Annotated in this window: 20 protein-coding genes and 1 tRNA gene; 13 read left to right on the top strand and 8 right to left on the bottom strand. The window is 68.8% G+C overall.

Features of this window, described 5'->3' with window-relative positions; genetic code table 11:
- The first annotated feature begins 56 nt into the window (after window positions 1–56).
- The 4 genes from AC07UH_RS01320 to AC07UH_RS01305 all read left to right on the top strand — a co-directional run bounded on the left by AC07UH_RS01320 (window position 57) and on the right by AC07UH_RS01305 (window position 4,679).
- The gene (locus AC07UH_RS01320; RefSeq protein WP_495179595.1) at window positions 57–1,901 is read left to right on the top strand and encodes an ABCB family ABC transporter ATP-binding protein/permease; all 1,845 of its coding nucleotides are present in this window, start codon (window positions 57–59) and stop codon (window positions 1,899–1,901) included.
- 49 nt (window positions 1,902–1,950) lie between these two features.
- Complete coding sequence (gene recQ, locus AC07UH_RS01315) at window positions 1,951–3,723, top strand: DNA helicase RecQ (protein ID WP_038664487.1); 1,773 nt, start codon at window positions 1,951–1,953, stop codon at window positions 3,721–3,723.
- Window positions 3,724–3,813: 90 nt separating this feature from the next.
- A complete protein-coding gene (locus tag AC07UH_RS01310) occupies window positions 3,814–4,248 on the top strand; it encodes a protein tyrosine phosphatase family protein (protein WP_495179596.1) in 435 nt (144 codons plus the stop codon).
- Window positions 4,245–4,679, top strand: a complete 435-nt coding sequence (locus tag AC07UH_RS01305) for a hypothetical protein (RefSeq protein WP_495179597.1) — start codon at window positions 4,245–4,247, stop codon at window positions 4,677–4,679. The genes AC07UH_RS01310 and AC07UH_RS01305 overlap by 4 nt, the downstream gene beginning before the upstream one ends.
- 153 nt (window positions 4,680–4,832) lie before the next feature.
- Here AC07UH_RS01305 and AC07UH_RS01300 read toward each other — a convergent pair whose 3' ends face one another.
- Window positions 4,833–5,906: an alkene reductase gene (locus AC07UH_RS01300; protein ID WP_495179598.1), complete on the bottom strand. Its 1,074-nt coding sequence runs from the start codon at window positions 5,904–5,906 to the stop codon at window positions 4,833–4,835.
- Between the two features lie 51 nt (window positions 5,907–5,957).
- On the opposite strand from AC07UH_RS01300, the gene AC07UH_RS01295 reads away from it, so the two are divergent.
- The 6 genes from AC07UH_RS01295 (at window position 5,958) to AC07UH_RS01270 (ending at window position 12,091) form a co-directional block, all read left to right on the top strand.
- Complete coding sequence (locus AC07UH_RS01295; protein WP_495179599.1) at window positions 5,958–6,908, top strand: DMT family transporter; 951 nt, start codon at window positions 5,958–5,960, stop codon at window positions 6,906–6,908.
- Complete coding sequence (locus AC07UH_RS01290; protein WP_495179600.1) at window positions 6,905–7,558, top strand: COQ9 family protein; 654 nt, start codon at window positions 6,905–6,907, stop codon at window positions 7,556–7,558. The genes AC07UH_RS01295 and AC07UH_RS01290 overlap by 4 nt, the downstream gene beginning before the upstream one ends.
- Window positions 7,559–7,767: 209 nt before the next feature.
- Window positions 7,768–8,043, top strand: a complete 276-nt coding sequence (locus AC07UH_RS01285) for a FeoA family protein (RefSeq protein ID WP_038664500.1) — start codon at window positions 7,768–7,770, stop codon at window positions 8,041–8,043.
- A 2-nt stretch (window positions 8,044–8,045) separates the two neighbouring features.
- Complete coding sequence (feoB, locus tag AC07UH_RS01280; RefSeq protein WP_495179601.1) at window positions 8,046–9,908, top strand: ferrous iron transporter B; 1,863 nt, start codon at window positions 8,046–8,048, stop codon at window positions 9,906–9,908.
- 18 nt (window positions 9,909–9,926) lie between these two features.
- The gene (gene ssb / locus AC07UH_RS01275) at window positions 9,927–10,502 is read left to right on the top strand and encodes a single-stranded DNA-binding protein (RefSeq protein WP_495179602.1); all 576 of its coding nucleotides are present in this window, start codon (window positions 9,927–9,929) and stop codon (window positions 10,500–10,502) included.
- Window positions 10,503–10,618: 116 nt separating this feature from the next.
- Entirely contained in the window at window positions 10,619–12,091 is a 1,473-nt protein-coding gene (locus tag AC07UH_RS01270) for a sensor histidine kinase (RefSeq protein ID WP_495179808.1), read from the top strand.
- Here the strand turns inward: AC07UH_RS01270 and AC07UH_RS01265 are convergent, their stop codons facing one another.
- From AC07UH_RS01265 to metX, 3 genes are all read right to left on the bottom strand, one after another.
- Window positions 12,092–12,493, bottom strand: coding sequence for a response regulator (locus tag AC07UH_RS01265; RefSeq protein ID WP_052075827.1), 402 nt, complete (start codon window positions 12,491–12,493; stop codon window positions 12,092–12,094). It abuts the gene before it with no gap.
- An 87-nt stretch (window positions 12,494–12,580) separates the two neighbouring features.
- Window positions 12,581–13,168 carry a methionine biosynthesis protein MetW gene (gene metW / locus AC07UH_RS01260; RefSeq protein WP_038664513.1) on the bottom strand — a complete coding sequence of 196 codons (588 nt, stop codon included), beginning with the start codon at window positions 13,166–13,168 and terminating at the stop codon, window positions 12,581–12,583.
- Window positions 13,165–14,280 (bottom strand): homoserine O-acetyltransferase MetX, encoded by a 1,116-nt coding sequence (metX, locus tag AC07UH_RS01255; RefSeq protein WP_495179603.1) that lies wholly within the window; start codon window positions 14,278–14,280, stop codon window positions 13,165–13,167. The genes metW and metX overlap by 4 nt, the downstream gene beginning before the upstream one ends.
- Window positions 14,281–14,340: 60 nt before the next feature.
- Here metX and hisC point away from each other — a divergent pair, with 60 nt between their 5' ends.
- Window positions 14,341–15,435: a histidinol-phosphate transaminase gene (gene hisC, locus AC07UH_RS01250; protein WP_495179604.1), complete on the top strand. Its 1,095-nt coding sequence runs from the start codon at window positions 14,341–14,343 to the stop codon at window positions 15,433–15,435.
- The gene (locus AC07UH_RS01245) at window positions 15,435–16,340 is read left to right on the top strand and encodes a prephenate/arogenate dehydrogenase family protein (RefSeq protein ID WP_495179605.1); all 906 of its coding nucleotides are present in this window, start codon (window positions 15,435–15,437) and stop codon (window positions 16,338–16,340) included. The genes hisC and AC07UH_RS01245 overlap by 1 nt, the downstream gene beginning before the upstream one ends.
- Before the next feature lie 108 nt (window positions 16,341–16,448).
- Here AC07UH_RS01245 and AC07UH_RS01240 read toward each other — a convergent pair whose 3' ends face one another.
- From AC07UH_RS01240 to AC07UH_RS01230, 3 genes are read right to left on the bottom strand one after another with little or no spacing between them, the layout of a single operon-like run.
- Window positions 16,449–19,778 (bottom strand): error-prone DNA polymerase, encoded by a 3,330-nt coding sequence (locus AC07UH_RS01240; protein WP_495179606.1) that lies wholly within the window; start codon window positions 19,776–19,778, stop codon window positions 16,449–16,451.
- Window positions 19,779–19,800: 22 nt separating this feature from the next.
- On the bottom strand, window positions 19,801–21,354 hold the full coding sequence (locus AC07UH_RS01235; RefSeq protein WP_495179607.1) for a Y-family DNA polymerase: 1,554 nt from the start codon (window positions 21,352–21,354) through the stop codon (window positions 19,801–19,803).
- Window positions 21,263–22,036 (bottom strand): hypothetical protein, encoded by a 774-nt coding sequence (locus tag AC07UH_RS01230; RefSeq protein WP_495179608.1) that lies wholly within the window; start codon window positions 22,034–22,036, stop codon window positions 21,263–21,265. Before AC07UH_RS01230 ends, AC07UH_RS01235 begins: the two co-directional genes overlap by 92 nt.
- A gap of 153 nt (window positions 22,037–22,189) precedes the next feature.
- On the opposite strand from AC07UH_RS01230, the gene AC07UH_RS01225 reads away from it, so the two are divergent.
- Window positions 22,190–22,264 (top strand) — tRNA-Gly (locus AC07UH_RS01225).
- A gap of 240 nt (window positions 22,265–22,504) precedes the next feature.
- On the opposite strand, the gene AC07UH_RS01220 is transcribed toward AC07UH_RS01225, so the two are convergent.
- Window positions 22,505–23,599 carry an SGNH/GDSL hydrolase family protein gene (locus tag AC07UH_RS01220; RefSeq protein ID WP_495179609.1) on the bottom strand — a complete coding sequence of 365 codons (1,095 nt, stop codon included), beginning with the start codon at window positions 23,597–23,599 and terminating at the stop codon, window positions 22,505–22,507.
- Between the last annotated feature and the right edge of the window lie 239 nt (window positions 23,600–23,838).

Raw genomic sequence — 23,838 nt, 5'->3', positions numbered from 1 at the left:
ATTATGTTCCGCCCGGTCGCTTTCGCGTGGAGGGCCGAGCACTTACATGAGGCGCAATGCCTCCCGTCGATCCGACCAGCCACACCCGCGCCGATCAGCCCCTGTTGCCGACGCTGCGCCGCTTCCTGCCCTATCTCTGGCCCGCGGGTCAGGCGGGGCTGAAGGCGCGGATCGTCGGGGCGATGACGCTCGTCGTGATGAGCAAGATCGTCCAGGTGTTCGGTGCCGCCTATACGCTCAAATATGCGGTCGACCGGATGGCGATCGGCGACCGCGGCGTCGCGACGATCGTGATCCTGCTGGTCGTCGGCTATGCCGCCTCGCGCTTCGCGACGACGCTGTTCGACAATCTGCGCAACGCGGTGTTCGAGCGCGTCGGGCAGGATGCGACGCGGCGGCTGGCGGCGAACGTCTTTCGCCATCTCCACGGCCTGTCGCTGCGCTTCCACCTCGAACGGCGCACCGGCGCGGTCACCAAGGTGGTCGAGCGCGGCACCAAGAGCATCGACACGATGCTCTATTTCCTGCTGTTCAACATCGCGCCGACGGTGCTCGAACTGACGTTGGTGCTCGGCATCTTCTGGCACAGCTTCGGCTGGCCGCTGGTCGCCGCGACGGTGGCGATGGTGGTCATCTACATCCTGTTCACGCAGAAGGTGACCGACTGGCGCAACGCGCTGCGTGCGCAAATGAACGACCTCGACACCGGTGCGGTCGCGCATGCGGTCGACTCGCTGCTCAACTTCGAGACGGTCAAATATTTCGGCGCCGAGGAACGCGAGGCACGGCGCTATGATTCGGCGATCTCGGCCTATGCGGCGGCGGCGACCAAGTCGGAGAACAGCCTCGCCTGGCTCAACGTCGGGCAGGCGCTGATCACCAATCTGATGCTCGGCGCCGGCATGGCCTATGTCGCCTGGGGCTGGAGCCGCGGCAGCTTCTCGGCGGGCGACGTCGTGTTCGTCTCGACCTTGCTGTCGCAGCTGTTCCGGCCGCTCGACCTGCTCGGCATGGTCTATCGCACGATCCGTCAGGGGGTGATCGACATGGCGAGCATGTTCGCGCTGATCGACACGCCCGCCGAGGTGGTCGACGCCCCCGGTGCGAAACCGCTGGCCATCGCCAAGGGCCATGTCCGCTTCGAGGGCGTGCGCTTCGGCTACGACCCCGGTCGCGAGATCCTGAAGGGGCTCGACCTCGACGTGCCGGCGGGGACCACGCTGGCGGTGGTCGGGCCGTCGGGCGCGGGCAAGTCGACGCTGGCGCGGCTGATGTACCGTTTCTACGACGTTGCCGAGGGCCGGATCACGATCGACGGCCAGGATATCCGCGACGTCCAGCAGGCGAGTCTGCGCGCCGCGATCGGCATCGTGCCGCAGGACACCGTGCTGTTCAACGATACGATCGGCTACAATATCGCCTATGGCCGCGAGGGCGCGGGCCGCGCCGAGGTCGAGGCGGCAGCGGCGGGCGCGGCGATCGCCGGCTTCATCGAACGCCAGCCCGAAGGCTATGACGCGCGCGTCGGCGAACGCGGGCTCAAGCTCTCGGGCGGCGAGAAGCAGCGCGTCGCGATCGCGCGCACCTTGCTCAAGAACCCGCCGATCCTGATCCTCGACGAGGCGACGAGCGCGCTCGACAGCCGCACCGAGGCGGAGATCCTCGACACGCTGGAAGCGATCGAGCGCGGCCGCACGACGATCGTCATCGCGCACCGCCTGTCGACGGTGATCCACGCCGACCAGATCGTCGTGCTCGACGGCGGCCATGTCGCCGAGCGCGGCACGCATGCCGAACTGCTGCGGCTGGGCGGCGTCTATGCCGAAATGTGGGCGCGTCAGGCGCAGGAGCAGGACGAGGACGTGCCGGGCGCCAGCGAGGGCGCGCTCGCGGCGGAATGAGGCGGGCGCGGGTCGACGCTGGCGGCCCCCGCGCCTACATGGCGCGGTGATGATCCCCGATCCCCTGCCCACCCTGTCGCGCGTCTTCGGCTTTCCTGCGTTCCGTGGCGTGCAGGAGGATGTCGTCACCCGCGTGCTGGCGGGGCAGCGGACGCTCGGCGTGATGCCGACTGGTGCGGGCAAGTCGCTCTGCTACCAATTGCCGTCGGTGATGATGGAGGGGACGTGCGTCGTCGTCTCGCCGCTGATCGCGCTGATGCACGACCAGCTCCGCGCCGCCGAGGCGGTGGGGATCCGCGCCGCGACGCTGACCAGCGCCGACCAGAATCGCGCCGAGTCGATCGCGCGCTTCCGCGCCGGCGAGCTCGATTTGCTCTATATCGCGCCCGAGCGCGCCTCGACCGGCCATTTCCGCGAACTGCTGGCAAGCGCGAAGCTCAGCCTGTTCGCGATCGACGAGGCGCATTGCGTCAGCGAATGGGGCCACGACTTCCGCCCCGATTACCGGCTGCTCGCGCCGCTGATGGATGCGTTTCCGGAGGTGCCGCGGCTGGCGCTGACCGCCACCGCCGATGCGCATACCCGCAGCGACATCCTGCAACAGCTCGGCATTCCGGCGGACGGGCTGATCGTCTCGGGGTTCGACCGGCCCAATATCCGCTATGCGATCACCCCCAAGGCGAACACCACCAAGCAGATCGCCGACGTCATCGCCGCCACCCCCGGCCCCGGCATCGTCTATGCGCAGACCCGCGCCGCGACCGAGAAGCTCGCCGAGGCCTTGGGCCGCACCGGGCGGCCGACGCGCGCCTATCATGCCGGGCTCGACGCGCATATCCGCCAGAAGAACCAAGCGGATTTCGTCGCGTCGGAGGACATGGTGATCTGCGCGACGGTCGCCTTCGGCATGGGGATCGACAAGCCCGACGTCCGCTTCGTCGCGCATGCCGGCCTGCCCAAGTCGATCGAGGCCTATTATCAGGAGACCGGTCGCGCCGGCCGCGACGGCGATCCGGCGGTGGCGCATCTGTTCTGGGGCGCCGAAGATTTCGCCCGCGCCCGCCAGCGGATCGGCGAGGTCGAGCCCGAGCGGCAGGCGGGCGAGCGCACCCGGCTGGCGGCGCTCGGCGCGCTGGTCGAGACCGCGGGCTGCCGCCGCCGCATCCTGCTCAAGCATTTCGGCGAGGACCGGCAGGAGGATTGCGGCAATTGCGACAATTGCCTCGGGTCGCCCGATGCGGTCGACGCGACGCAGACCGCGATGAAGTTCCTGTCCGCGGTGTTCCGCACCGGGCAGATGTTCGGCGTCGGCTATGTCGAGCAGGTGCTGCTCGGCCAGTCGACCGAGCGCAGCGTCGATCGCGGGCATGAATCGCTGTCGGTCTGGGGCATCGTCGACGGCGAGGAAGCGGCGCTGATCAAGCCGGTGGCGCGCGCGCTGCTGCTGCGCGACGCGCTGCGCACCAATGCGCATGGCGGGCTGGAATTCGGTCCCGGCGCGCGGCCGATCCTCAAGGAAGGGCAGCAGGTGATGCTGGTGGTGCCGCCCAAGCGCGCGCGCGGCGGCCGCAAGCGCGATGCCGGCGTCGCGGCCAATCCGGCGGACAATCCGCTGTTCGAGGCGCTGCGTACCTGCCGCCGCGATCTCGCCAAGGAGGCGGGCGTGCCGCCCTATGTGATCTTCCACGATTCGGTGCTGCGCGAGATGGCGGCGCAGCGGCCGGGCAGCCGCGCCGAGCTGATGCATCTGTCGGGCATCGGCGCGCGCAAGCTGGAGGCCTATGGCGACGCCTTCCTCGACGTGATCCGGTCGCACGGCTGATCTGCCGTCGGTTAAGAAACCCGGTACAAAAGCCGTGGAAACGCGACCAAAATAGCTGACGTATCTCGACCGATCGCGTAATGGGACCGGATGGCCGACATTCGCAGCATCAACGACCGGATCAGCGTCGCTCCGCAGATCGCCCCCGAGGATATCGCGGCGATCAAGGCGGCGGGTTTCGTCGCGATCGTCAACAACCGCCCCGACGACGAGGACAGCGGCCAGCCGAGCGGCGACACGATCCGCGCCGCGGCGGAGGCGGCGGGGCTCGCCTATAGCGCGATCCCCGTGACGCATGCCGGCTTCTCGCACCCGCAGATCGACGCGATGGCGGCGGCGCTGACCACAGCGGACGGGCCGGTGCTCGCTTATTGCCGGTCGGGGACGCGGAGCTGCAACCTCTGGGCGCTCGCCGCGGCCAAGGCGGGGCGCGATCCCGAGCTGCTCGTCGCGCAGGCGCGCGGCGCGGGCTACGATCTTGCCGGTATGAAGCCGACGCTGGACGCGCTCGCCGGCGGCGCGTGACGGACGTGACCGATCGGGAGATGTGGATCGCGGTCGGCGCGGCCTTGGTCGCGATAGCGGTGACGCTCGGCGTCGTGCTGGCCTTGCGCGGTCGCCGCAAGCCGCGGATCGCCAGCCCCGAGGAAGCGGCGGAGGCGGCCGAGCGCGCGCTGTCGGGCTTCGACACGCAGGGTGCGGTGGTCGGCGCCGATGGCGGCGGCGCGCTGGCGGTCGATCGCGGCGGGCGCGTCGCGGTGATGACGCGCGACGGCGCCCGGATCGCGGTACGCGAGGTGCCATGGGGAGCGCTGCGCTCGACCGCGGAGGGCATCCTGATCGACACCGGCGAACGGAAACTGGGCGCGGTGCTGGTCGCGGGCGTGGATGCGCTCGACGTGCGGCGGCTAGCGCCGGCCGATCTCAAACGGCTCGTGCCGCATCTGGGGCGGTAGACTTTTTAGGTCCTCCCCCGCCAGGGGGAGGGGAACCAGCGAAGCTGGTGGAGGGGGAGGACAGGGTGGAGCTCTGTCAAGGACTCCCACCCTTTCCTCCCCCTCCGTCACGCCTTCGGCGTGCCACCTCCCCCTTGCGGGGGAGGAATTGGGTTACGCCGCCTCGGTCTCGAGCGCCGGGTAATCGATGTAGCCTTCCGGCCCCTTCGAATACCAGGTCGCCTGATCGTCCTTGGCGAGCGGTGCACCCTGACGCAGGCGTTCGACGAGATCGGGGTTGGCGATGAACTTGCGGCCGAAGGCGATGCCGTCCGCCAGACCCGAGTCGAGATCGGCCTGCGCGTCCTCCGGCGTATAATCCTGGTTGAGGATCAGCGGCCGCTTGAACACCTCGCGGATCTGCGGGCTGAGCTTGGGCACGTCGGTGCTGCCGAAGGTGCCGTCGGGCGCCTGTTCGCGCAGCTCGAGGAAGCCGATGCCGAGCGCGTCGAGCGCCGCCGCGGCGGGGACGAAGACGCTGGCGGGATCGCTGTCGTCGGCGCCCTGCGTCTCGCCGTTCGGCGACAGGCGGATCGAGGTGCGGCCGGCGCCGATCGCATCGATGACCCGCTCGACCACCTCACGCATGAAGCGGATGCGGTTTTCCGGGCTGCCGCCGTAATCGTCGTCGCGCAAATTGGTGTTGTCGCGCAGGAACTGGTCGATCAGATAGCCATTCGCGCCATGGATCTGGACGCCGTCGAAGCCGGCGCGCAGCGCATTGGTCGCGGCATCGGCATATTCGTCCTGCGCCCGGCGGATATCGTCGAGCGTCGCCGCCTGCGCCTCGGCATAGGGGTTTTCGGGCTTGTGATAGGGCGCGCGCGTCGCCGAGGACGACAGCGGCGTCATGCCGATCACGTCGGGACGGGCGAGCCGGCCCATATGCCAGATCTGCGCGACGATCTTGCCGCCGGCCTCGTGCACCGCGGCGGTTACCGGCTTCCATGCCTCGACCTGCGCGTCGGTCCAGAGGCCCGGCGCGTTCGGCCAGCCCAGCCCCTGACGGCTGACGCCGGTGCCTTCGGTGATGATGAGGCCGGCGCCGGCGCGCTGACGGTAATAATCGACCATGATGTCGGTCGGCACGTGATCGTCGGTCGACCGGCCGCGGGTGAGCGGCGCCATGAGGACGCGGTTGGCGGCGTGAATATCGCCCAGCTGAATGGACTCGAAAAGGCTCGGCATAGATGCTCCCAAATGGCCTGACGGACGGGAGATAGGGCGCTACAGGGCGGCATGCATCAGGCGAGGCCCAGAAGAAAAACTGTCGCGGCGGCAACCTGGCAGGCGCCGGGCGCCGCATTCGTCGCGCTGGTCGTCGCCAATGTCGCGCTCGCCTTCGGGCCGTGGTTCGTCCGGCTCGCCGACGTCGGCCCGGTCGCCGCCGGCTTCTGGCGGATCGCGCTCGCCATCCCCTTTCTCGCCGGGCTCGCGCTGGCGAGCGGCGGCCGGCCGGCTCGGCTGGGCGCCGGCCTGTGGGTGATGCTGGCGATCGGCGGCGTCGCCTTCGCCGCCGATCTCGCCAGCTGGCATCTCGGCATCGTCCGCACGACGATGGCCAATGCGACGCTGTTCGGCAATTCGGCGATCCTGATCTACCCGCTGTACGGCTTCCTCGTCGCGAGGGCGTGGCCGACGCGGACGCAGGGGATCGCGCTGCTGCTCGCCGCGATCGGCGCGGGGCTGCTGATGGGGCGCTCCTACCAGCTCGATTCGCGCAACCTTGCCGGCGACCTGCTCTGCATCCTCGCCGGCATTCTCTATACGCTCTATATCGTGCTGATGGCGCGGGTCCGGCTGGCGATGCGGCCGCTGCCGGCACTGGCGCTGGCCAGTGCGGCGACCGCGCTGCCGATGCTCGCCTTCGCGCTGCTGCTGCGCAAGACCGTGATGCCACAGCATTGGTCGCCGCTCGTCGGCCTCGCCTTGGTCAGCCAGGTGATCGGCCAGGGCTGCATGATCTTCGCGCTCGGCCGCCTGTCGCCGCTGGTGATCGGCATCGGGCTGCTGATCCAGCCGGTGGTGGCGGGTGCGATCGGCTGGGTCGAATATGGCGAGCGATTGCGGGGACCGGATTGGGTCGGCGTCGCGTTGGTCGCGCTGGCGTTGGTGCTGGTGCGCCGCGCCGAGGTTGCACCGTCGCGCCGGCAGGCGCAGGAGGCAGCCGTGCAGGAGATGGAAGCATGACGCAGGACCTGACGCTCGACGAGATCCGCGAGACGCTCGCGGAAGGCATCGCCGCCAATGCCGCGTTCGACGGCTGGGGCGACGCCGCGCGCGACATGGCGGCCGATGGCGCCGAAATCGACCGCGACGTCGCGCGGCTCGCCTTTTCGGGCGGCGCGATCGAGATGATCGACGCCTGGTTCGCCGCGATCGACCGCCGGATGGCGGCGACGCTGCCGCCCGAGACGCTGGCGACGATGAAGATCCGCGCGCGGATCACCGCACTTGTCGAGGCGCGACTGGCCATCGTCGCACCGGACCGCGAATCGCTGCGCCGCGCGCGCGCGATCCTTGCGCTGCCGCAGAACGTCGCGCGCGCCGCGCGGCTCGGCTGGCGCAGCGTCGACCTGATGTGGCGGATGGCGGGCGACACCGCGACCGACTACAATCACTATACCAAGCGGACGATCCTGCTCGGCGTCTATGCCGCGACGATGACCGTCTTCCTCGACGACGACAGCGAAGGGTACGCCGAGACGCGCGCCTTCCTGGCGCGGCGGATCGACGGGATCATGCGCTTCGAGAAGACCAAGGCGGCCTTCACCAAACGCTACGAGCATCGGCCGAGCCTGTCGCGGTTCGTCGGCCGGCTGCGCTATCCGGCGGTGTGAATCCACTCTCCCGCCCATTTTGCGGGTGACACTGTCTATAAAGGCGCCATGAGGTTCGATCGATTTTTGCGCGAGACGGGGCAGATGAGAAACGCGGCGCACTTGCCGGAAGGGCGATCTGGGACCGGCAGGACCGGCCTCCGCCCCGATCGACATTTCCCATTCGCACCGCTTTACTCCCCCGTGGGTAAATGATAATCAGTCGCATCATGGATATGTCGCGTACCGTCGTTCCTGCTCTCGACCTCGTGTCGCTCCCGCGTCGCCAGCGTGCGACCGTGGCGGCGATCGACTGGACCCGCCTCGCGGTGCCCGAGGCGCGGCGGTTGCGCGAACTCGGCTTCGACGAGGGCGTCGCGGTCGAGGTGCTGCATCGCGCGTCGCTCGGTAGCGGCCCGATCGCCTGCCGGATCGGCCGGATGACCGTCGCGTTGCGCCGCGCCGTTGCCGGCGCAGTGCATGTGGCTCCCGCCACCGCCGAATAATCGTGCATGCAGCCCCGCTGGTTGCGCTGGTCGGCAATCCGAATGCCGGCAAAAGCGCGCTGTTCAACGCGCTGACCGGCGCGCGGCAGAAGGTCGGCAATTATCCCGGCGTCACGGTGGAGCGCCATTCGGGCCGGCTGGTGCTCGACGACGGCCGCCCGGTCGAGCTGATCGACCTGCCCGGCGCCTATAGCCTCGAACCGTCCAGCCCCGACGAGCGCGTCACCCGCGACGTCGTCACCGGCGCGAGCAGCCTCGAACGGCTGCCCGACGCGCTGGTCGTGGTGGTCGACGCCGCCAATCTCGACAACCATCTGCGCTTCACGCTTCAGCTCATCGCGCTCGGCCTGCCCGTGGTGGTGGCGCTCAACATGGTCGATCTCGCCGAGCGCGACGGGCTGACGCTCGACGCCGCGGTGCTCGAGCGCGAACTCGGCGTGCCGGTGATCCCGACCGTCGCGGTGCGCCGGCGCGGCATCGACGCGCTGCGCGGTGCGGTCGCCGATCTCGTCGGCGGCGGGGCCAAACCGCGTGCGCCCGACGTCTCGGCGGGAACGCAGGACGACATCGTCCAGCTGCAACGCCGCGCCCGTCGCATCGCCACCGCGGCCACTATCTCGGAAACCGCGGGCCGGCGCTGGGCGCATATGCTCGACACGGTCGCGCTGCATCCGATCGTCGGGCCGCTGCTGCTCGTCACCATCCTGTTCGTGATGTTCCAGGCGGTGTTCACCTGGGCCGCGGTCCCCGCCGATGCGATCGACGCGGGCTTCGCCGCCTTGCAGGACGCGATCAAAAGCACGATGCCCGACGGCTTCGTCCGCTCGCTGCTCACCGACGGGCTGATCGCCGGCGTCGGCGCGGTGATCGTCTTCCTGCCCCAGATCCTGATCCTGTTCCTGTTCATCCTGATCCTCGAATCGTCGGGCTATATGGTGCGCGCGGCGTTCCTGATGGACCGGCTGATGGCCACGGTCGGCCTGTCGGGGCGGGCGTTCATCCCGCTGCTGTCGAGCTTCGCCTGCGCCGTCCCCGGCATCATGGCGACGCGGGTGATCGAGGACGAGAAGGACCGGCTGACCACCATCCTGATCGCGCCGCTGATGACGTGCAGCGCGCGCTGGCCGGTCTACACGCTGATCATCGGCGCGATGATTCCCAATACGCAGCTCGCGCCGTTCATCCGGTTGCAGGGCGTCGTGATGTTCGGCCTGCTCGTGACCGGTATCGCCGGCGCCTATTTCGCCGCGCTGGCGCTGCGCCGGACGGTGACCAAGGGCGCCTCGTCGGGCTTCATGATGGAGATGCCGAAATATCAGGTGCCGCTGCTGCGCGACGTGGTCCTCGGGCTCTGGCAGCGCGCGGTGATCTTCCTCAAGCGCGCCGGCACGATCATCGCCGCGACCACCGTCATATTGTGGCTGCTGCTCAGCTTCCCCAAGCCGCCCGAGGGCAGCGGCGTCAGCCCGGTCGACTATTCGATCGGCGGCCGGATCGGCCATGGCATCGAATATGTCGTCAAGCCGATCGGCTTCAACCGCGACATCGCGCTGGCGCTGCTGCCGGCGATGGCGGCGCGCGAGGTCGCGGTGTCGGCGATCGGCACCGTCTACGCGATCGACGACAAGGACGGCGGCGGCACCGACCGCATCACCGACCAGATCCGCGGCCGCTGGACGCTGCCGACCGCTCTCGCCTTCCTGATGTGGTTCGTCTTCGCGCCGCAATGCATCTCGACGATCGCGGTGACCCGACGGGAGACCAACGGCTGGAAATGGCCGCTGTTCATGGTTGGCTATTTGTTCGCCGCCGCCTACATCATGGCCGGGATCACATACTGGCTGGCGATGTTCGCCGGCCTCTAGGCATTTTCGGGGCATTTCATGGCGGGTAGCGTCAACAAGGTCATTCTCGTCGGCAACCTGGGGCGCGACCCCGAAAGCCGCAGCTTCCAGAACGGCGGCAAGGTGGTCAACCTGCGTATCGCCACCTCCGAATCCTGGAAGGACAAGAACAGCGGCGAGCGCAAGGAAAAGACCGAATGGCATTCGGTCGCGATCTTCAACGAAGGCCTCGCCAACGTCGCCGAGCGCTTCCTGCGCAAGGGGTCGAAAGTGTATATCGAGGGCGCGCTGCAGACCCGCAAATGGCAGGATCAGCAGGGTAACGACAAATATTCGACCGAGATCGTGCTGCAGGGCTTCAACAGCGTGCTGACGATGCTCGACGGTCCCGGCGGCGGCCAGGGTGGCGGCGGCGGCGGTGGTGGTCGCGGCGGCGCCGGCGGCGGTGACGACTGGGCCGGCGGCGGCGACGATTTCGGCGGCGGCTCGTCGGGCGGCGGCTATGGCGGCGGTCGCGGCGGCAGTGCGCCTGCGGGCGGCGGCAATCGCGGTGGCGGCAGCTTCGGCCAGGGTGGAGGCTTCGCCGACGATCTCGACGACGACGTGCCGTTCTGAGCGATCCCGGCGCACCTGCGGGCCTGTCGTTACATTGCGGCGTGCCGCCGGTCGCACCGGCGCGCGCGCCCGTCGCCCCCGGCTGGCGCGTCGACGAGGCGACGCGCACGGCGGCGATGCAGGCCTATGATCTCGAATCGCTGCGCGACAGCGCATCGCTGAAGAAGATCACCGACTTCGCCGCCGCCTTGTGCGGCACGCCGATCGCACTGGTCAGCCTGGTCGAGGAGACGCAGCAGACCTTCCTGTCGCGAACCGGCCTCGACGTATCGGAAACGCCTCGCGAGATGTCGTTCTGCCAGCATGCGATGCTGGAGGACCGGATCATGGTGATCCCCGACGCGACGCAGGATCCGCGCTTCATCGACAATGCTTTGGTCACCGGCGATCTGCACCTGCGCTTCTACGCCGGTGCACCGCTGGTGTCCGACGACGGCATCGCGCTCGGCTCGCTGTGCGTCATCGACACCGTTCCCCGTCAGGGGCTGACCAAGCTGCAGATGCAGGGTCTGGCGACGCTCGCCGACAATGTCATGGCGCGACTGCGCGACAGCCGTGACGCGGCGGCGTGGCGGGCGACCGACCGGGCGACCCGCCGTCAATTGAACGACAGCGAGGATCGGTTCCGCACGCTCGCCGATACGATGCCGCAGATGGTCTGGTCGACGCTCCCCGACGGCTATCACGATTATTACAACGCGCGCTGGTACGAATTCACCGGCACGCCGCTGGGATCGACCGACGGCGAGGGCTGGAACGACGTGTTCCACCCCGAGGATCAGGCGCGCGCCTGGGAGGTGTGGGGCCATTCGCTGGCGACCGGCGAACCCTATCAGATCGAATATCGCCTGCGCCATTTCGACGGCACCTATCGCTGGGTGCTCGGTCGCGCGCTGCCGATCCGCGACGCCGACGGCCGGATCACGCGCTGGTTCGGCACCTGTACGGACATCCACGAACAGAAACTGGCGCTGCACGAGCGTGAGGTGATCAGCCAGGAACTGTCGCACCGGATCAAGAACATCTTCTCGGTCATCTCGGGGCTGATCTCGTTCGCGGCGCGCAGCCAGCCGGGCTTCGCCCCGATCGCCGCCGACCTGCGGCAACGGATCACCGCGCTCGGCCGTGCGCACGATTTCGTCCGGCCGCACAGCCCGCAATCGCGCCCGGCAGTGCAGCAGGACAGTCTGCACGGCCTGCTCGGCGAATTGTTCGAACCCTATCAGCGCGGCGACCACCCGCCCATCATCGTCACCGGCGACGAGATCGCGATCGACGACCGGTCGGCGACACCGCTGGCGCTGCTGTTCCACGAGCTTGCCACCAACGCGACCAAATATGGCGCGCTGTCGACCGACTCCGGCACGATCGCCGTCACCGTCGTGCGTGGCGACGATCAGGCGACGCTATACTGGACCGAACGTGGTGGACCGCCGGTGATCGCGCCCGACGGACCACAAGGCTTCGGCAGCCAGTTGATCGAATTGTCGGCGGTGCGTCAGCTCGGCGGCACGGTGACGCGCGACTGGCGCCCGGAAGGATTGGCGATGACGATCACCGTACCGCTGGCCGCGTTTCGGCGGGGCTGATCAGGCGATATTCGAGCCGAGCATGACTATATCGTCATTGGCCGGCTTCTCGCCATCGGTGGCGAACGCGGCAGCGGCGAGGATCGCGGCCTCGCTGAACGGCTTGCGGATGTAGCCGAGCGCGCAGTCCATGCCGCGGTCGATCTGCGCGGGATTGGCGGTGACGAACACGACCTTGACGCCGTAATCGCGCGCCATCCGCTCGGCGATGCCGGGCCCCGTCGGGCCATCGCGCAGGTTGACGTCGACGAAGGCGAAGCCGCAACCGGGTGCCGCCTCGATCGCGCTGGCGCTGTCCGCGGCGATCGCCGCGACGGTATAGCCGGCGTCCATCAGGATCCGCTCCAGATCGAGGGCCACGAAAATCTCGTCTTCGACAATCAGAGCGGTCTTGGTCATCATATGTCCCGGCTTGACGATGGCGAACCAGCGTTTGGGCAAATAGTTCCGCTCTTTACCACATTCATGTCGGAATCGAACATTATTCGCTCAGCGCCGCAGCAGGAAAACGGCGTGCTGGGCGAGCAGATTGGCCGCCGCCGAGCTGCGCTGCCGATCGCCGGACAGAAACCAGGCGCCCTCGACGACGACCTGCCGCGCCTTCAGGAACGCCCGGAAATCATCGATCGTGACGTGATGGATATTGGGCGTGTCATACCATTGTTCGGGCAATTGGTGCGTCACGGGCATCCGCCCGCCCCAAAGCAGCGAGAGCCGCACCCGCCATTGCGCGAAATTGGGGAAACTGACGAACGCCCGCCGGCCGATGCGCAGCAGATGGTCGAGCACCACGTCGGGCGCGCGCGCGGTCTGCAACGTCTGGCTGAGGATCGCATAATCGAAGCTCTGGTCGGGATAGCCGGCGAGATCGACATCGGCATCGCCCTGGATCACCGACAGGCCGCGCGCCACCGCCGCCGCGACGTTGCCCGCGTCGATCTCCAGTCCACGCGCGTCGCAGCCGCGATCGTCGCGCAACGCCGCCATCAGCGCGCCGTCGCCGCAACCGATGTCGAGCACGCGGCTGCCGGGCGCGACATGATCGGCGATCACCGCGAGGTCGGGCCGGAGCGTCATCGTCCGCCCCGCAGGAAACCGTCGACGACGCGGTTCATCTCGGGCGCGTCGAGCAGGAAGGCGTCGTGGCCATAGGGGCTCGACAGTTCGACGAAGCTGACCGGCGCGCCGGCGGCGTTGAGCGCCTGCACGATGCTGCGCGATTCGCTGGTCGGATAGAGCCAGTCGGTGTCGAAACTGACGAGGCAGAAGCGCGCGCGGCTGGCGCGGAAGGCGTTGGCGAGCAGCCCGCCATGTTCCTCGGCGAGATCGAAATAGTCCATTGCGCGGGTGATGTAGAGATAGCTGTTGGCGTCGAACCGGTCGACGAAGCTCAGGCCCTGGTGGCGCAAATAGCTCTCCACCTGGAAATCGGCGTCGAAGCCGAAGCTCTTCGCCTCGCGCGCCTGCAGCCGGCGGCCGAATTTCTCGGTCAGCCCCGCCTCGGACAGATAGGTGATGTGCGCCGCCATCCGCGCCACCGCGAGTCCCGCCGCGGGCGGTTCGCCGCCGTAATAATCGCCGCTTTGCCAATTGGGATCGGCCATGATCGCCTGCCGCCCGACCTCGTGGAAGGCGATGTTCTGCGCGGTGTGGCGCGCGGTCGAGGCGATGATGACCGCCGCGTCGATCCGCTCGGGGAAGGTCGCGGTCCAGCTCAGCGCCTGCATGCCGCCCATCGAGCCGCCGACGATCGCCTTCAGCCGGCCGACGCCGAGATGATCGAGCAGCATCGCCTGCGCACGCACCATGTCGCGGATCGTGATGACGGGGAAGGCCATCCCCCACGGCCGCCCGGTCGCCGGATTGACGCTCGCCGGGCCGGACGACCCCATGCAACTGCCGAGGACATTGGCGCAGATGACGAAGTCGCGCGCCGGATCGATCGGCTTGCCCGGCCCGATCATCCGCGTCCACCAGCCCGGCTTGCCGGTACGCGGATGTGTCGAGGCAACGTGCTGGTCGCCGGTCAGCGCATGGCAGACGAGGATCGCATTGCCGCCGTCGGCCACGAGGCTGCCATAGGTCTCGTAGGCGATCTCGACCGGCGACAGCAGCACGCCACCGTCGAGGCGCAGCGGCCCCGGCAGCGTGACATGGCGGTTGCATCCGAAACGGTCGTCCCCGGTCATCACCGGGTCGCTACGGCGCTCTTCTTGTCAACGCAAGCACGCGCCCGCTAAGGCCGTCGCATGACCGCACCCGCCCCCAAATCCTGGATCCTGGGCATCGCGCCCTATGTCCCCGGCCGCGCCACCAGCGAGGATGGCCGCAAGGTCGTCAAACTGTCGTCGAACGAGAATCCGTTCGGCACGCCCGAGCCGGCCCGCGCCGCCTATCGCGACGCCGCCGACCATCTCGAGCGCTATCCGGACGCCGCCGCGATCGACCTGCGCGCGGCGCTCGCCGCGCATTACGGCGTCGAGGCGGAGCGGCTGATCTACGGCACCGGCTCGGACGAGGTGCTCCACCTCGCCGCCGGCACCTTCGCCGGGCCGGGCGACGAGATCATCCACGTCCGCTACGGCTTCGCGGTCTACGAGATCGCGACGCGGCGGGTCGGCGCGACCCCGGTCGTGGTGCCCGACCGCGACTATGCGACCGACGTCGACGCGATCCTCGCCGCGGTGACCGACAAGACCAAGATCGTGTTCGTCGCCAATCCCAACAACCCGACCGGCACCTACAGCACGAAGGACGAGATCGCGCGGCTGCACGCCGGCCTGCCGGAATCGGTGCTGCTGGTGCTCGATCAGGCCTATACCGAATATCTCGACCCCGAGGACGACGACGGCGGGCTGGAGCTGGCGCGGACCGCGTCCAACGTGCTGGTGACGCGCACCTTCTCGAAGATCTTCGGTCTCGCCTCGGAGCGGGTCGGCTGGGGCTATGCCTCGCCCGAGATCATCAACGCGATGCACCGCATCCGCGCGCCTTTCGCGTTCAGCATCGGCGCGCAGGCGGCGGCGATCGCGGCGCTGGGCGATGCCGGCTTCGTCGAGCGCAGCCGCAGCCACAATCGCGAATGGCGCGGCTGGTTCAGCGAACAGGTCGATGCGCTGCCCGGCCTGCGCGCGGTGCCCAGCAAGGCCAATTTCGTGCTGGTGCTGTTCGAGGGGCTGCTGACCGCCGAGGACGCGTACAAGGCGCTGATGGCGGCGGGCTATGCGACGCGCTGGCTGCCCGGCCAGGGCCTGCCGCAGGCGTTGCGGATCACGATCGGCACCGAGGCGGAGATGCGCGACGTCGTCGCGGTGCTGCGCGCCGAGACCGAGCGGGCCGGCTGATGCTGCCGTTCGCGCGCGTCACGATCGTCGGGCTCGGGCTGATCGGCTCGTCGGTCGCGCGCGCGGTGCGGCAGGCGATGCCGACGGTGCGGATCACCGGTTACGACGCCGATCCCGAGGTGCGCGTGATCGCGACGCGGATCGAGCTCGCCGACGATATCGCCGACAGCGCGGGCGCGGCGGTGATCGATGCCGATCTCGTCATGCTGTGCGTGCCGGTCGGCGCGATGGGCGCGGTGGCGGCGGAGTTCGCCGACGATCTGCCCGCCGAGGCGATCGTCAGCGACGTCGGCGGGTCGAAGGCGAGCGTCCTCGCGGCGCTGCGCGCGGTGCTGCCCGACGCGACGATCGTCCCCGGCCATCCCGTCGCCGGCACCGAGCATAGCGGCCCAGAGGCGGGCTTCGCGACGCTGTTCCGCGGCCGCTGGTGCATCCTGACCCCCGAGGAAGGCACGGCCGCGGCGCCGGTCGCGCGGCTGCGCGTCTTCTGGGAGGCGCTCGGCGCGCAGGTCGAGATCATGACGCCGCGCCACCACGATCTCGTGCTCGCGGTGACCAGCCATGTACCGCATCTCATCGCTTATTCGATCGTCGGCACCGCCAGCGATCTCGAAGAGGTGACGCAGAGCGAGGTGATCAAATTCTCGGCGGGCGGCTTCCGCGACTTCACCCGCATCGCCGCGTCCGATCCGGTGATGTGGCGCGACGTCTTCCTCAACAATCGCGAGGCGGTGCTGGAGATCCTCCAGCGGCTGACCGAGGACGTGACGATGCTGCAGCGCGCGATCCGCTGGGGCGACGGCGACCAGTTGTTCGACCTGTTCACGCGCACCCGCGCGATCCGCCGCTCGATCATCGAACAGGGCCAGGACGACGCCAAGCCGGATTTCGGGCGGAGTCATTAAGATCATCCCGTTTCCCTACCGTTCGCCCTGAGCCTGTCGAAGGGCAGGTGAGACCCACTGCCCTTCGACAGGCTCAGGGCGACCGAGGGGACCGATGGCCCCGCCCCCTCAATGGAAATCGCGTGACGGGGGCATGATGCGCACATCGCGCGGATGCTGGCCACGCGGGTCGCGGCTGCTGATGGGCTTGGGACGGATCACCTCGTCGACCGGCAGCAGCGGCGTCTCGGCGTTGTAGTCCGAGGACAGCCGCCGCAGCTCCACGCTGCGATCATAGGCCTTGACCGTCATCAGGTGGATCACGCCTTCCTCGCTGCGCTGGATCACGCCTTCCAGCACCAGCAGCCGCGCCGCCATCACCGCGCGCCGGTTCGCCTCGAAATCGCGCGCCCACATCAGCGCGTTGGTGACGCCGGTCTCGTCCTCGATCGTCACGAAGATCGCATTGCCCTTGCCCGGCCGCTGGCGGACCAGCACGACACCGGCGATCCGCGCCCGCCGCCCGTCCTTCAGCCGCCCCGCCTGCGCGCTGGAGACGATCCCCTCGGCGGCGAACAGCGGCCGCAGGAAGCGCATCGGATGGTCCTTCAGCGACAGCCGCGTCGTCTGGTAATCCGCCGCGACCTCCTCGCTCGCCGGCATCGCGGGGAGCTGCGCATCGACCTCGCGGCCGAGTTCGGGCGCGTCGGCCGCGGCGAACAGTGCGAGCTGCTTGGGCGGGGTGCGTCGCACCTCCCACAAGGCATCGCGCCGGCCGAGCGCGATCGAACCGAAGGCATCGGCATCGGCGAGCAGGTCGAGCCCGCGCTTGGGCAGTCCGGCGCGCGCCGCCACCGCCTCGACATCGGCAAATGCCCCCGCCGCGCGCGCCGCGACCAGATCCGCCGCCCACGCCTCGCGAAAGCCGTCGATCTGGCGAAAGCCGAGCCGGATCGCGAGCCCGCCATCGTCGAGCGGTTCGAGCGTATTGTCCCAGCCGCTCGCGTTAATGTCGATCGGCCGTACGACGACGTCATGCGCGCGCGCATCCTGCACCAATTGCGCCGGCGCATAGAAACCCATCGGTTGCGAATTGAGGATCGCACAGCCGAACACCGCCGGGTGGAAGCATTTGATCCACGACGAGACATAGACCAGCCGCGCGAACGACAGCGCATGGCTTTCGGGGAAGCCGTAGCTGCCGAAGCCCTCGATCTGCTTGTAGCAGCGCATCGCGAAGTCGCGTTCGTACCCGCGCCGGACCATCCCCTCGACCAGTTTGGTCTGGAAATCCTCCATGCCGCCGACGTTGCGGAACGTCGCCATCGCGCGACGCAGCTGGTTCGCCTCGCCCGGCGTGAATTCGGCCGCGACGATCGCGAGTTTCATCGCCTGTTCCTGGAATAGCGGCACGCCATAGGTCTCGCGGAGCAGATTGCGCAGCTCGTCGGGATCGTGCGGCGGATGCGGCGCGGGAAATTCGGGGATCTCCTTGCCCGCCCGGCGACGCAGATAGGGATGGACCATATCGCCCTCGATCGGCCCCGGCCGGACGATCGCCACCTGCACCACCAGATCGTATAATTTGCGCGGGCGCAGCCGCGGCAGCATGTTGATCTGCGCGCGGCTCTCGACCTGGAACACGCCGATGCTGTCGCCCTTGCACAGCATGTCGTAGACCGGCGGATCGTCCGGCGGAATGCTGTCGAGATCGTGGCTCTCCAGCCCGTTGTCGCGCATCAGGTCGAACGCCTTGCGGATGCAGGTCAGCATGCCGAGCGCGAGGATGTCGACCTTCATGATCTTCAGTTCGTCGATATCGTCCTTGTCCCATTCGATGAAGGTCCGGTCCGCCATCGCGCCGTGATGGATCGGCACCGTCTCGTCCAATCGCCCCTGCGTCAGCACGTAGCCGCCGACGTGCTGCGAGAGATGGCGGGGGAATTTGATAAGCCGGTCGACCGTGTCGCGCAGCCGCGCGATCTCGGGATTGTCGACGGTAAATCCGGTCTCGCCGAGGTGTTTGGATTCGAACCGGTCGGCGAAGCTGCCCCAGACGGTGCTGGTCAGCCGCTGCGTCACGTCCTCGCTGAGCCCCAGCACCTTGCCCGCCTCGCGCACCGCGCTGCGCGGGCGGTAATGGATGACGGTCGCGGCGATCGCCGCGCGATGCCGGCCATAACGGCGATAGATATATTGCATCACCTCCTCGCGCCGCTCGTGCTCGAAGTCGATGTCGATATCGGGCGGCTCGTCGCGCTCCGCGGAGACGAAGCGCGAGAAGAGCAGGTCGTAGCGCATCGGATCGACCGAGGTGACGCCGAGCAGCCAGCAGACTGCGGAATTCGCCGCCGATCCGCGCCCCTGGCAGAGGATCGGCGGATCGCATTCCTCGCGCGCGAAGCGGACGATGTCGTGCACAGTGAGGAAATAGAAAGCATATTGGCGCTCGGCGATCAGCGGCAGTTCCTCGTCGAGCAGCTTTTGCAGACGCGCCGGTATCCCCTCGGGAAAGCGCTTGCGGGCCGCGGCATACGTGATGTGCTCCAGCCACGCTTGCGGCGCCCAGCCCGCCGGCACCGGCTCGTGCGGATATTCATAGGCGAGATCGGTCAGCGTGAAGGCGATGCGGTCGAGGATGCGCGCGCTCTCCGCGACCGCCTGCGGCAGATCGGCGAACAGCCGCGCCATTTCCTCGCCCGATTTCAGATGGCGTTCGCCGTTGGCGGCGAGCCGGCGCCCGGCCGCGCGGATCGTCGTGCCGAGGCGGATGCAGGTGAGCACGTCGTGCAGCGGTCGATCGGCCGGTTCGGCGTACAGCGCGTCGCCGGTGGCGAGCAGCGGCACGCCCATCGCCTGCGCGAGCCGGGCATGCTGCGCCAACCGGCGACGGTCGCGCCCGGCGCGCGGCATCGTCACGCCCAACCAGACCCGATCCGGCGCGGCGCCGGCGAGGCGTCGGATCGTCTCCCCGAGACCCGCATCGCTGCGTGGCGGCGGCAGCATCGCCCCGTCGCGCGCCTCGTGCGGACGGGCGCTCGATGCGGGAAGCACGATCAGCAGCAGGTCGTCGAGATGCCGCAGCAGGTCGCCGAAGCCGAGGATGCAATCGCCCTTCACCGCACGCAAATTGCCCGTCGTCAGCAGGCGCGTCAGCCGCCCCCAGCCGTGCCGCGTCGTCGGATAAGCGACGATATCGGGCGTACCGTCAGCGAACACCAGCCGCGCGCCGACTACCAGCTTGAAGTCGATATCGGCAAAGCCGCCCTCGATCGCCCGTGCGCGAATCAGCCGCAGCGCCTTGTGCGCCCGCACCACCCCGGCGACGGTGTTGCGGTCGGCGATGCCGATGCCGGCATGGCCCAGCGCCACCGCCTGCGCGATCATATCCTCGCCATGGCTCGCGCCCTCGAGGAACGAAAAATTGGTCGCCGCGACGAGTTCGGCGAACGCGGTCATCGGCGATCGCCGTCCGCCACGCTCACGCGAACAGCCCGTGCAGATACCAGCGCGGATGCGCCTGTTCGTCGTGCAGGCCGTGGCGGAAGATCCAGAAGCGGCGGCCGCGGCGATCCTCGACGCGATAGTAATCGCGCGTCGGAATCGCGGCGTCGTGGCGGCGCCACCATTCGCCGGCGATCCGCTCCGGCCCTTCCGACCGCGCCACCTCATGCACCCGCCGCCGCCAGCGGAAGCGATGCGGCGGACCGTCCGGCACCTCGGCCATCACGCTCTCGATCAACTGCGGCGGGTCGAACAGATAGATTGGACGCAGCGGTGGTTCGCCGTCCTCCGTCGCCGGCCACGCGCTCGCCGGCGCGTCCGCGGTGGCGGGCAGCATCAATTCGGCCTGTTCGGGGATATGGCTGTCGCGCGATCCGAAGCGCCGCACCCGGCCGCGGCCGAGCCGGGTCGAGAGCTGGTCGACGAGCTGTGCGACCTGCCCCGCCCCGGCGCCGGTCTCGCGCGCGCTGGCACCGCCCTCCAGCCGCAATTGCGCCGCGTCAAGCCGCTCGGCGAGCGCGACGTCGAGCCGCACCAAGTCGTAACCGAACCCCGGATCGAGCGGATCGGCGAGACTGTCGATCCGCTCGGCGAACAGCCGCATCAGCAAGGCCACGTCGCGCGTCGGCTGCCCGGTTTCGACGCGCAGCGACTGGATATGACCGTCGGCACGGAACAGCCGCGCCTCCCAGCGCCGGCCGCCCTGCTGCCGCTCCGCCAGCGTCGCGGCGGCGTCCGCGGCGAGATCCTCGAGCACCTCCAGAGCATATTCGGTACGCGCGATCGGCTCGGCGAAGCAGCGTTCGACCGCGACCGGTGCGACGCGCACCCGCGGCTTGACCGGCACCTTGTGATCGCCCGCCAGCCGACGCACCGCGGTCGCCGCCTCCTCGCCGAAGCGTGCGGCGATCCCCGCCAGCGGCCGCGCCATCACGTCGCCGACCGTCTTGAGCCCGGCCCGGGTCAGCGCCACCGTCGCATCCGTGTCCAGCTCCAGCGCCGCCACCGGCAGCCGTTTGACCGCGCGGGTCTCGTCGGGCGCCGGCGCGCCGGCATAACGGGCGAGCGCCCGCGCGATCTCGGGCGTGTCGCCGAAGGCATGGCGGGCGAGGATGCCACGCCGCGCCATCCGCGCCTCGGCATCCGCCGCCAGCGCACGCTCGCCGTCGAAGGCATGCGCGCAGCCGGCGATGTCGATCACCAGCGCGTCGGGCGGCATCAGCGCCACCGTCGGGCTGTAACGCGTGCAGCCGTCCGCCAGCCGTTCCAGCCAGTCCATATCGGCGTGCGGATCGGCGGGGAACACCTCGAGCTCGGGCACCCGCGCCCGCGCATCCGCGAGGGTCAGCCCCGGCTCCAGCCCGATCCGCGCCGCGGCAAGATCGGTCGCGGTCAGCCGCACGGTATTGCCGACGGTCTCGACGAAGGCGACCGGCGTCTCACCCCGTCCGGCGAACAGGTGCGGCCGGGTGGCGCGCAGCCGCTCGACCGGGAGCCACGGAAAGACCAGCGCCAGATAGCGACGCTCCACGGAAACTCTTGGCATCACGATCCCACTCCACGCGCCAGCGCTGCCCCGCGGGGCCGCCGCGCCGGCGCAGACATTCCACATCGAAGGCGGCGAAGCCCGGCGCGCCCGCGCCCGTGCCCTGGTCGAGCGCGGTCGACGGCACCGCCGCCACGCCCCAGCGCGTCGCCGCCGCACTCGCGGTCGGCGCGGCGCCGATACGCAGCGACAGGACGGTGACGCCCGACGATTCGGCGGCGAGCATCAACCGCCGCGTCGCGGTGAGATCGAAGCCCGGCGCGCGGCCGACGCTTTCGACCAGTACCGTCCCCAGTCCTGGACAGCGCGCCGCATCCGCCGCAGCGCGCAGCAACGCCGCCTCGTCCGCGACGATTCCCATCACCAGCGATTCGGCGGACAGGCCGAGTTCGATCAGCCCGCTGGCATGCAGCCGCCCCTGCGTCCGCTCGCATGCCTCGGTACGCAGCCACAGCAGCGGCACGGCCCGCGCCGCCAGCGCGACGGCGATACCGAAGCCCGCGCCGCTCGGCCCATCGCCCTCCTCGACCGCATAGATTTCATGCAGTTGCGCACCCGTCAGCCCGTGCGCCAGCCAGGCGTCGACCGGCGCCGCGGCACCTTGCGCAGCGCCGTCACCGGCGGCAAGGCGCCGCAAACGGGCGATCAGGGCGGCCGAGTCGCTCATATATGTTCTTGTAATGTTCTAATGGCTGAGTCGCCAAGCCGAAATCGTGTTGCTGATTTTGTACGATTGCTGTTGCAGCCCCGGAAAAGCGCTGCTAGTGGCGCGCCTCACCCAAACGGTGGCTCGCAAGAGCAGCCGTTTCAAGGCGCCAGAGCGGGCGTAGCTCAGGGGTAGAGCACAACCTTGCCAAGGTTGGGGTCGAGGGTTCGAATCCCTTCGCCCGCTCCAGTTTCTTCGCTGCACCGTCGTGCAGTCACCTGTTGCGCGGTGATCTGACCATCCGGTCGCGTGCGCTCTCCTCTTTAACTACAGTCTTGTACGGCGTGTGCTGGCCATTCTGGGCTGCTGGAACGGTCCGGCATGATAGCTGCCGTGTGCGACAACCGCTGCCGTCCTGACGGAGCGTCAGAAGCCGGGATTCAAGCTTCGATCATGGTCGTGACCGGCATCGCAGCGCTACGCGCCGCGTCAGCCGCCCCACGCGCCTATCTGCGTATCGATCGCCCCGGCGATCCGTTCAGCGATGATCTTCTGATCCGCCAACGACGGGTGCGAGTTGCAACCGGTGAAGGACAGGCCATTCACAGGGACGTAGGCGAGCCGCTGCTCGCCGGACGAGCGCAATAGATGGACGACCTTCGCGACTTCCGTCTCGATCTCGCCGTCGGCGAGGTCCGTCGCCCACAGCACGATCAGCGCCTTCGGATTTCGCGCGCGAAGCGACTGCACAAAGCTCACGTATCTCGCCTCGTAATCCGCATGAAGCGTCGCGCGCGTGGCCCATGTCTCGCCGGTATGAAGCGGCGTGGTGAAGTCGTTGGTACCCAGCGCAACGACGATCACTTGCGGGTGCCATTCGGGCTCGGCAGCGCGCGATCGGCGATCGAACACCGTATAGGGATAGGCGTCGGGCAGCGTATCCGCCGCAAAGCCGTTGTAATTGCGGACGACGCCCCGCCCGGAGATCGCGTTGATCTCGTAGTCCGCGCCGTAGCGGTGTGCCAGGAGCGCACCGAAGCCGCGCGACGTGTCGGTGGTCCTCCAGACGTCATCCTGCGTGCATTCGCGCGTGGCTGACGTCACCCCGTAGCCGACCGTATGGGAGTCGCCGATGAATTCGATCTGGCGGGCGCGGCGCCGCGGCGATGTCGCCACCGGGCGCCGGGCAGCGTAGAACGGTCCCAATGCCGTCGGGCCGGCCTGGCTTTCCGAAGCGACCTCGATCCGCAATACATGCCGGCCGCGAGGAAGTCCGTCGATACGATACAAACCCGGCGCCGGCCTCACAAGCGTATCGATCATCCGCCCGTCGACGAGGACGTGCAGCCCGACTTCGCCCGGACCGATCTTGAAGAATGCTGCCGCCCCTTCGAAGACAGTCTCGAAATAGCTGCCCGGCCACTGCCGGACGAATTCGTCGCCCTTCCGCTCGACGCGTCCATGAACCTGTACCGGCAAGATCGACAGATGCGCCGGGAGCACCTCGACACGCTCGACCTGACGCGCCGCAGCAAATCCGACGGGCGCTATCGCCATCGTCAGCGCCGTCGCGATCCCGGTCACCAGCCTGTGCTTCCTCACTTTACTCTCCCGACGTGTCGCCGCTGCCTATCACGGCTTCCGGCCCGCGCCAGAACGCCCCCATGCGATAGGCGGTTCGATCGCCAGACATCGTTCGTGCGCTGCCGAACCGGAAAACCGTCTGTCGAACATGCGGTGATCCCGTCCCCGTTTCAGTCGAGACCAAGGTCGCAATGGCTACTTGGGGTCGGCGGGATCAGTGTCGGCCCGATGTGCCCGTC

This window comes from Sphingomonas sp. GW821-FHT04B01, from assembly GCF_059420425.1.
Note: the sequence above shows the minus strand (reverse complement) of the source record. Positions and strands in the feature narration are given on the sequence as shown.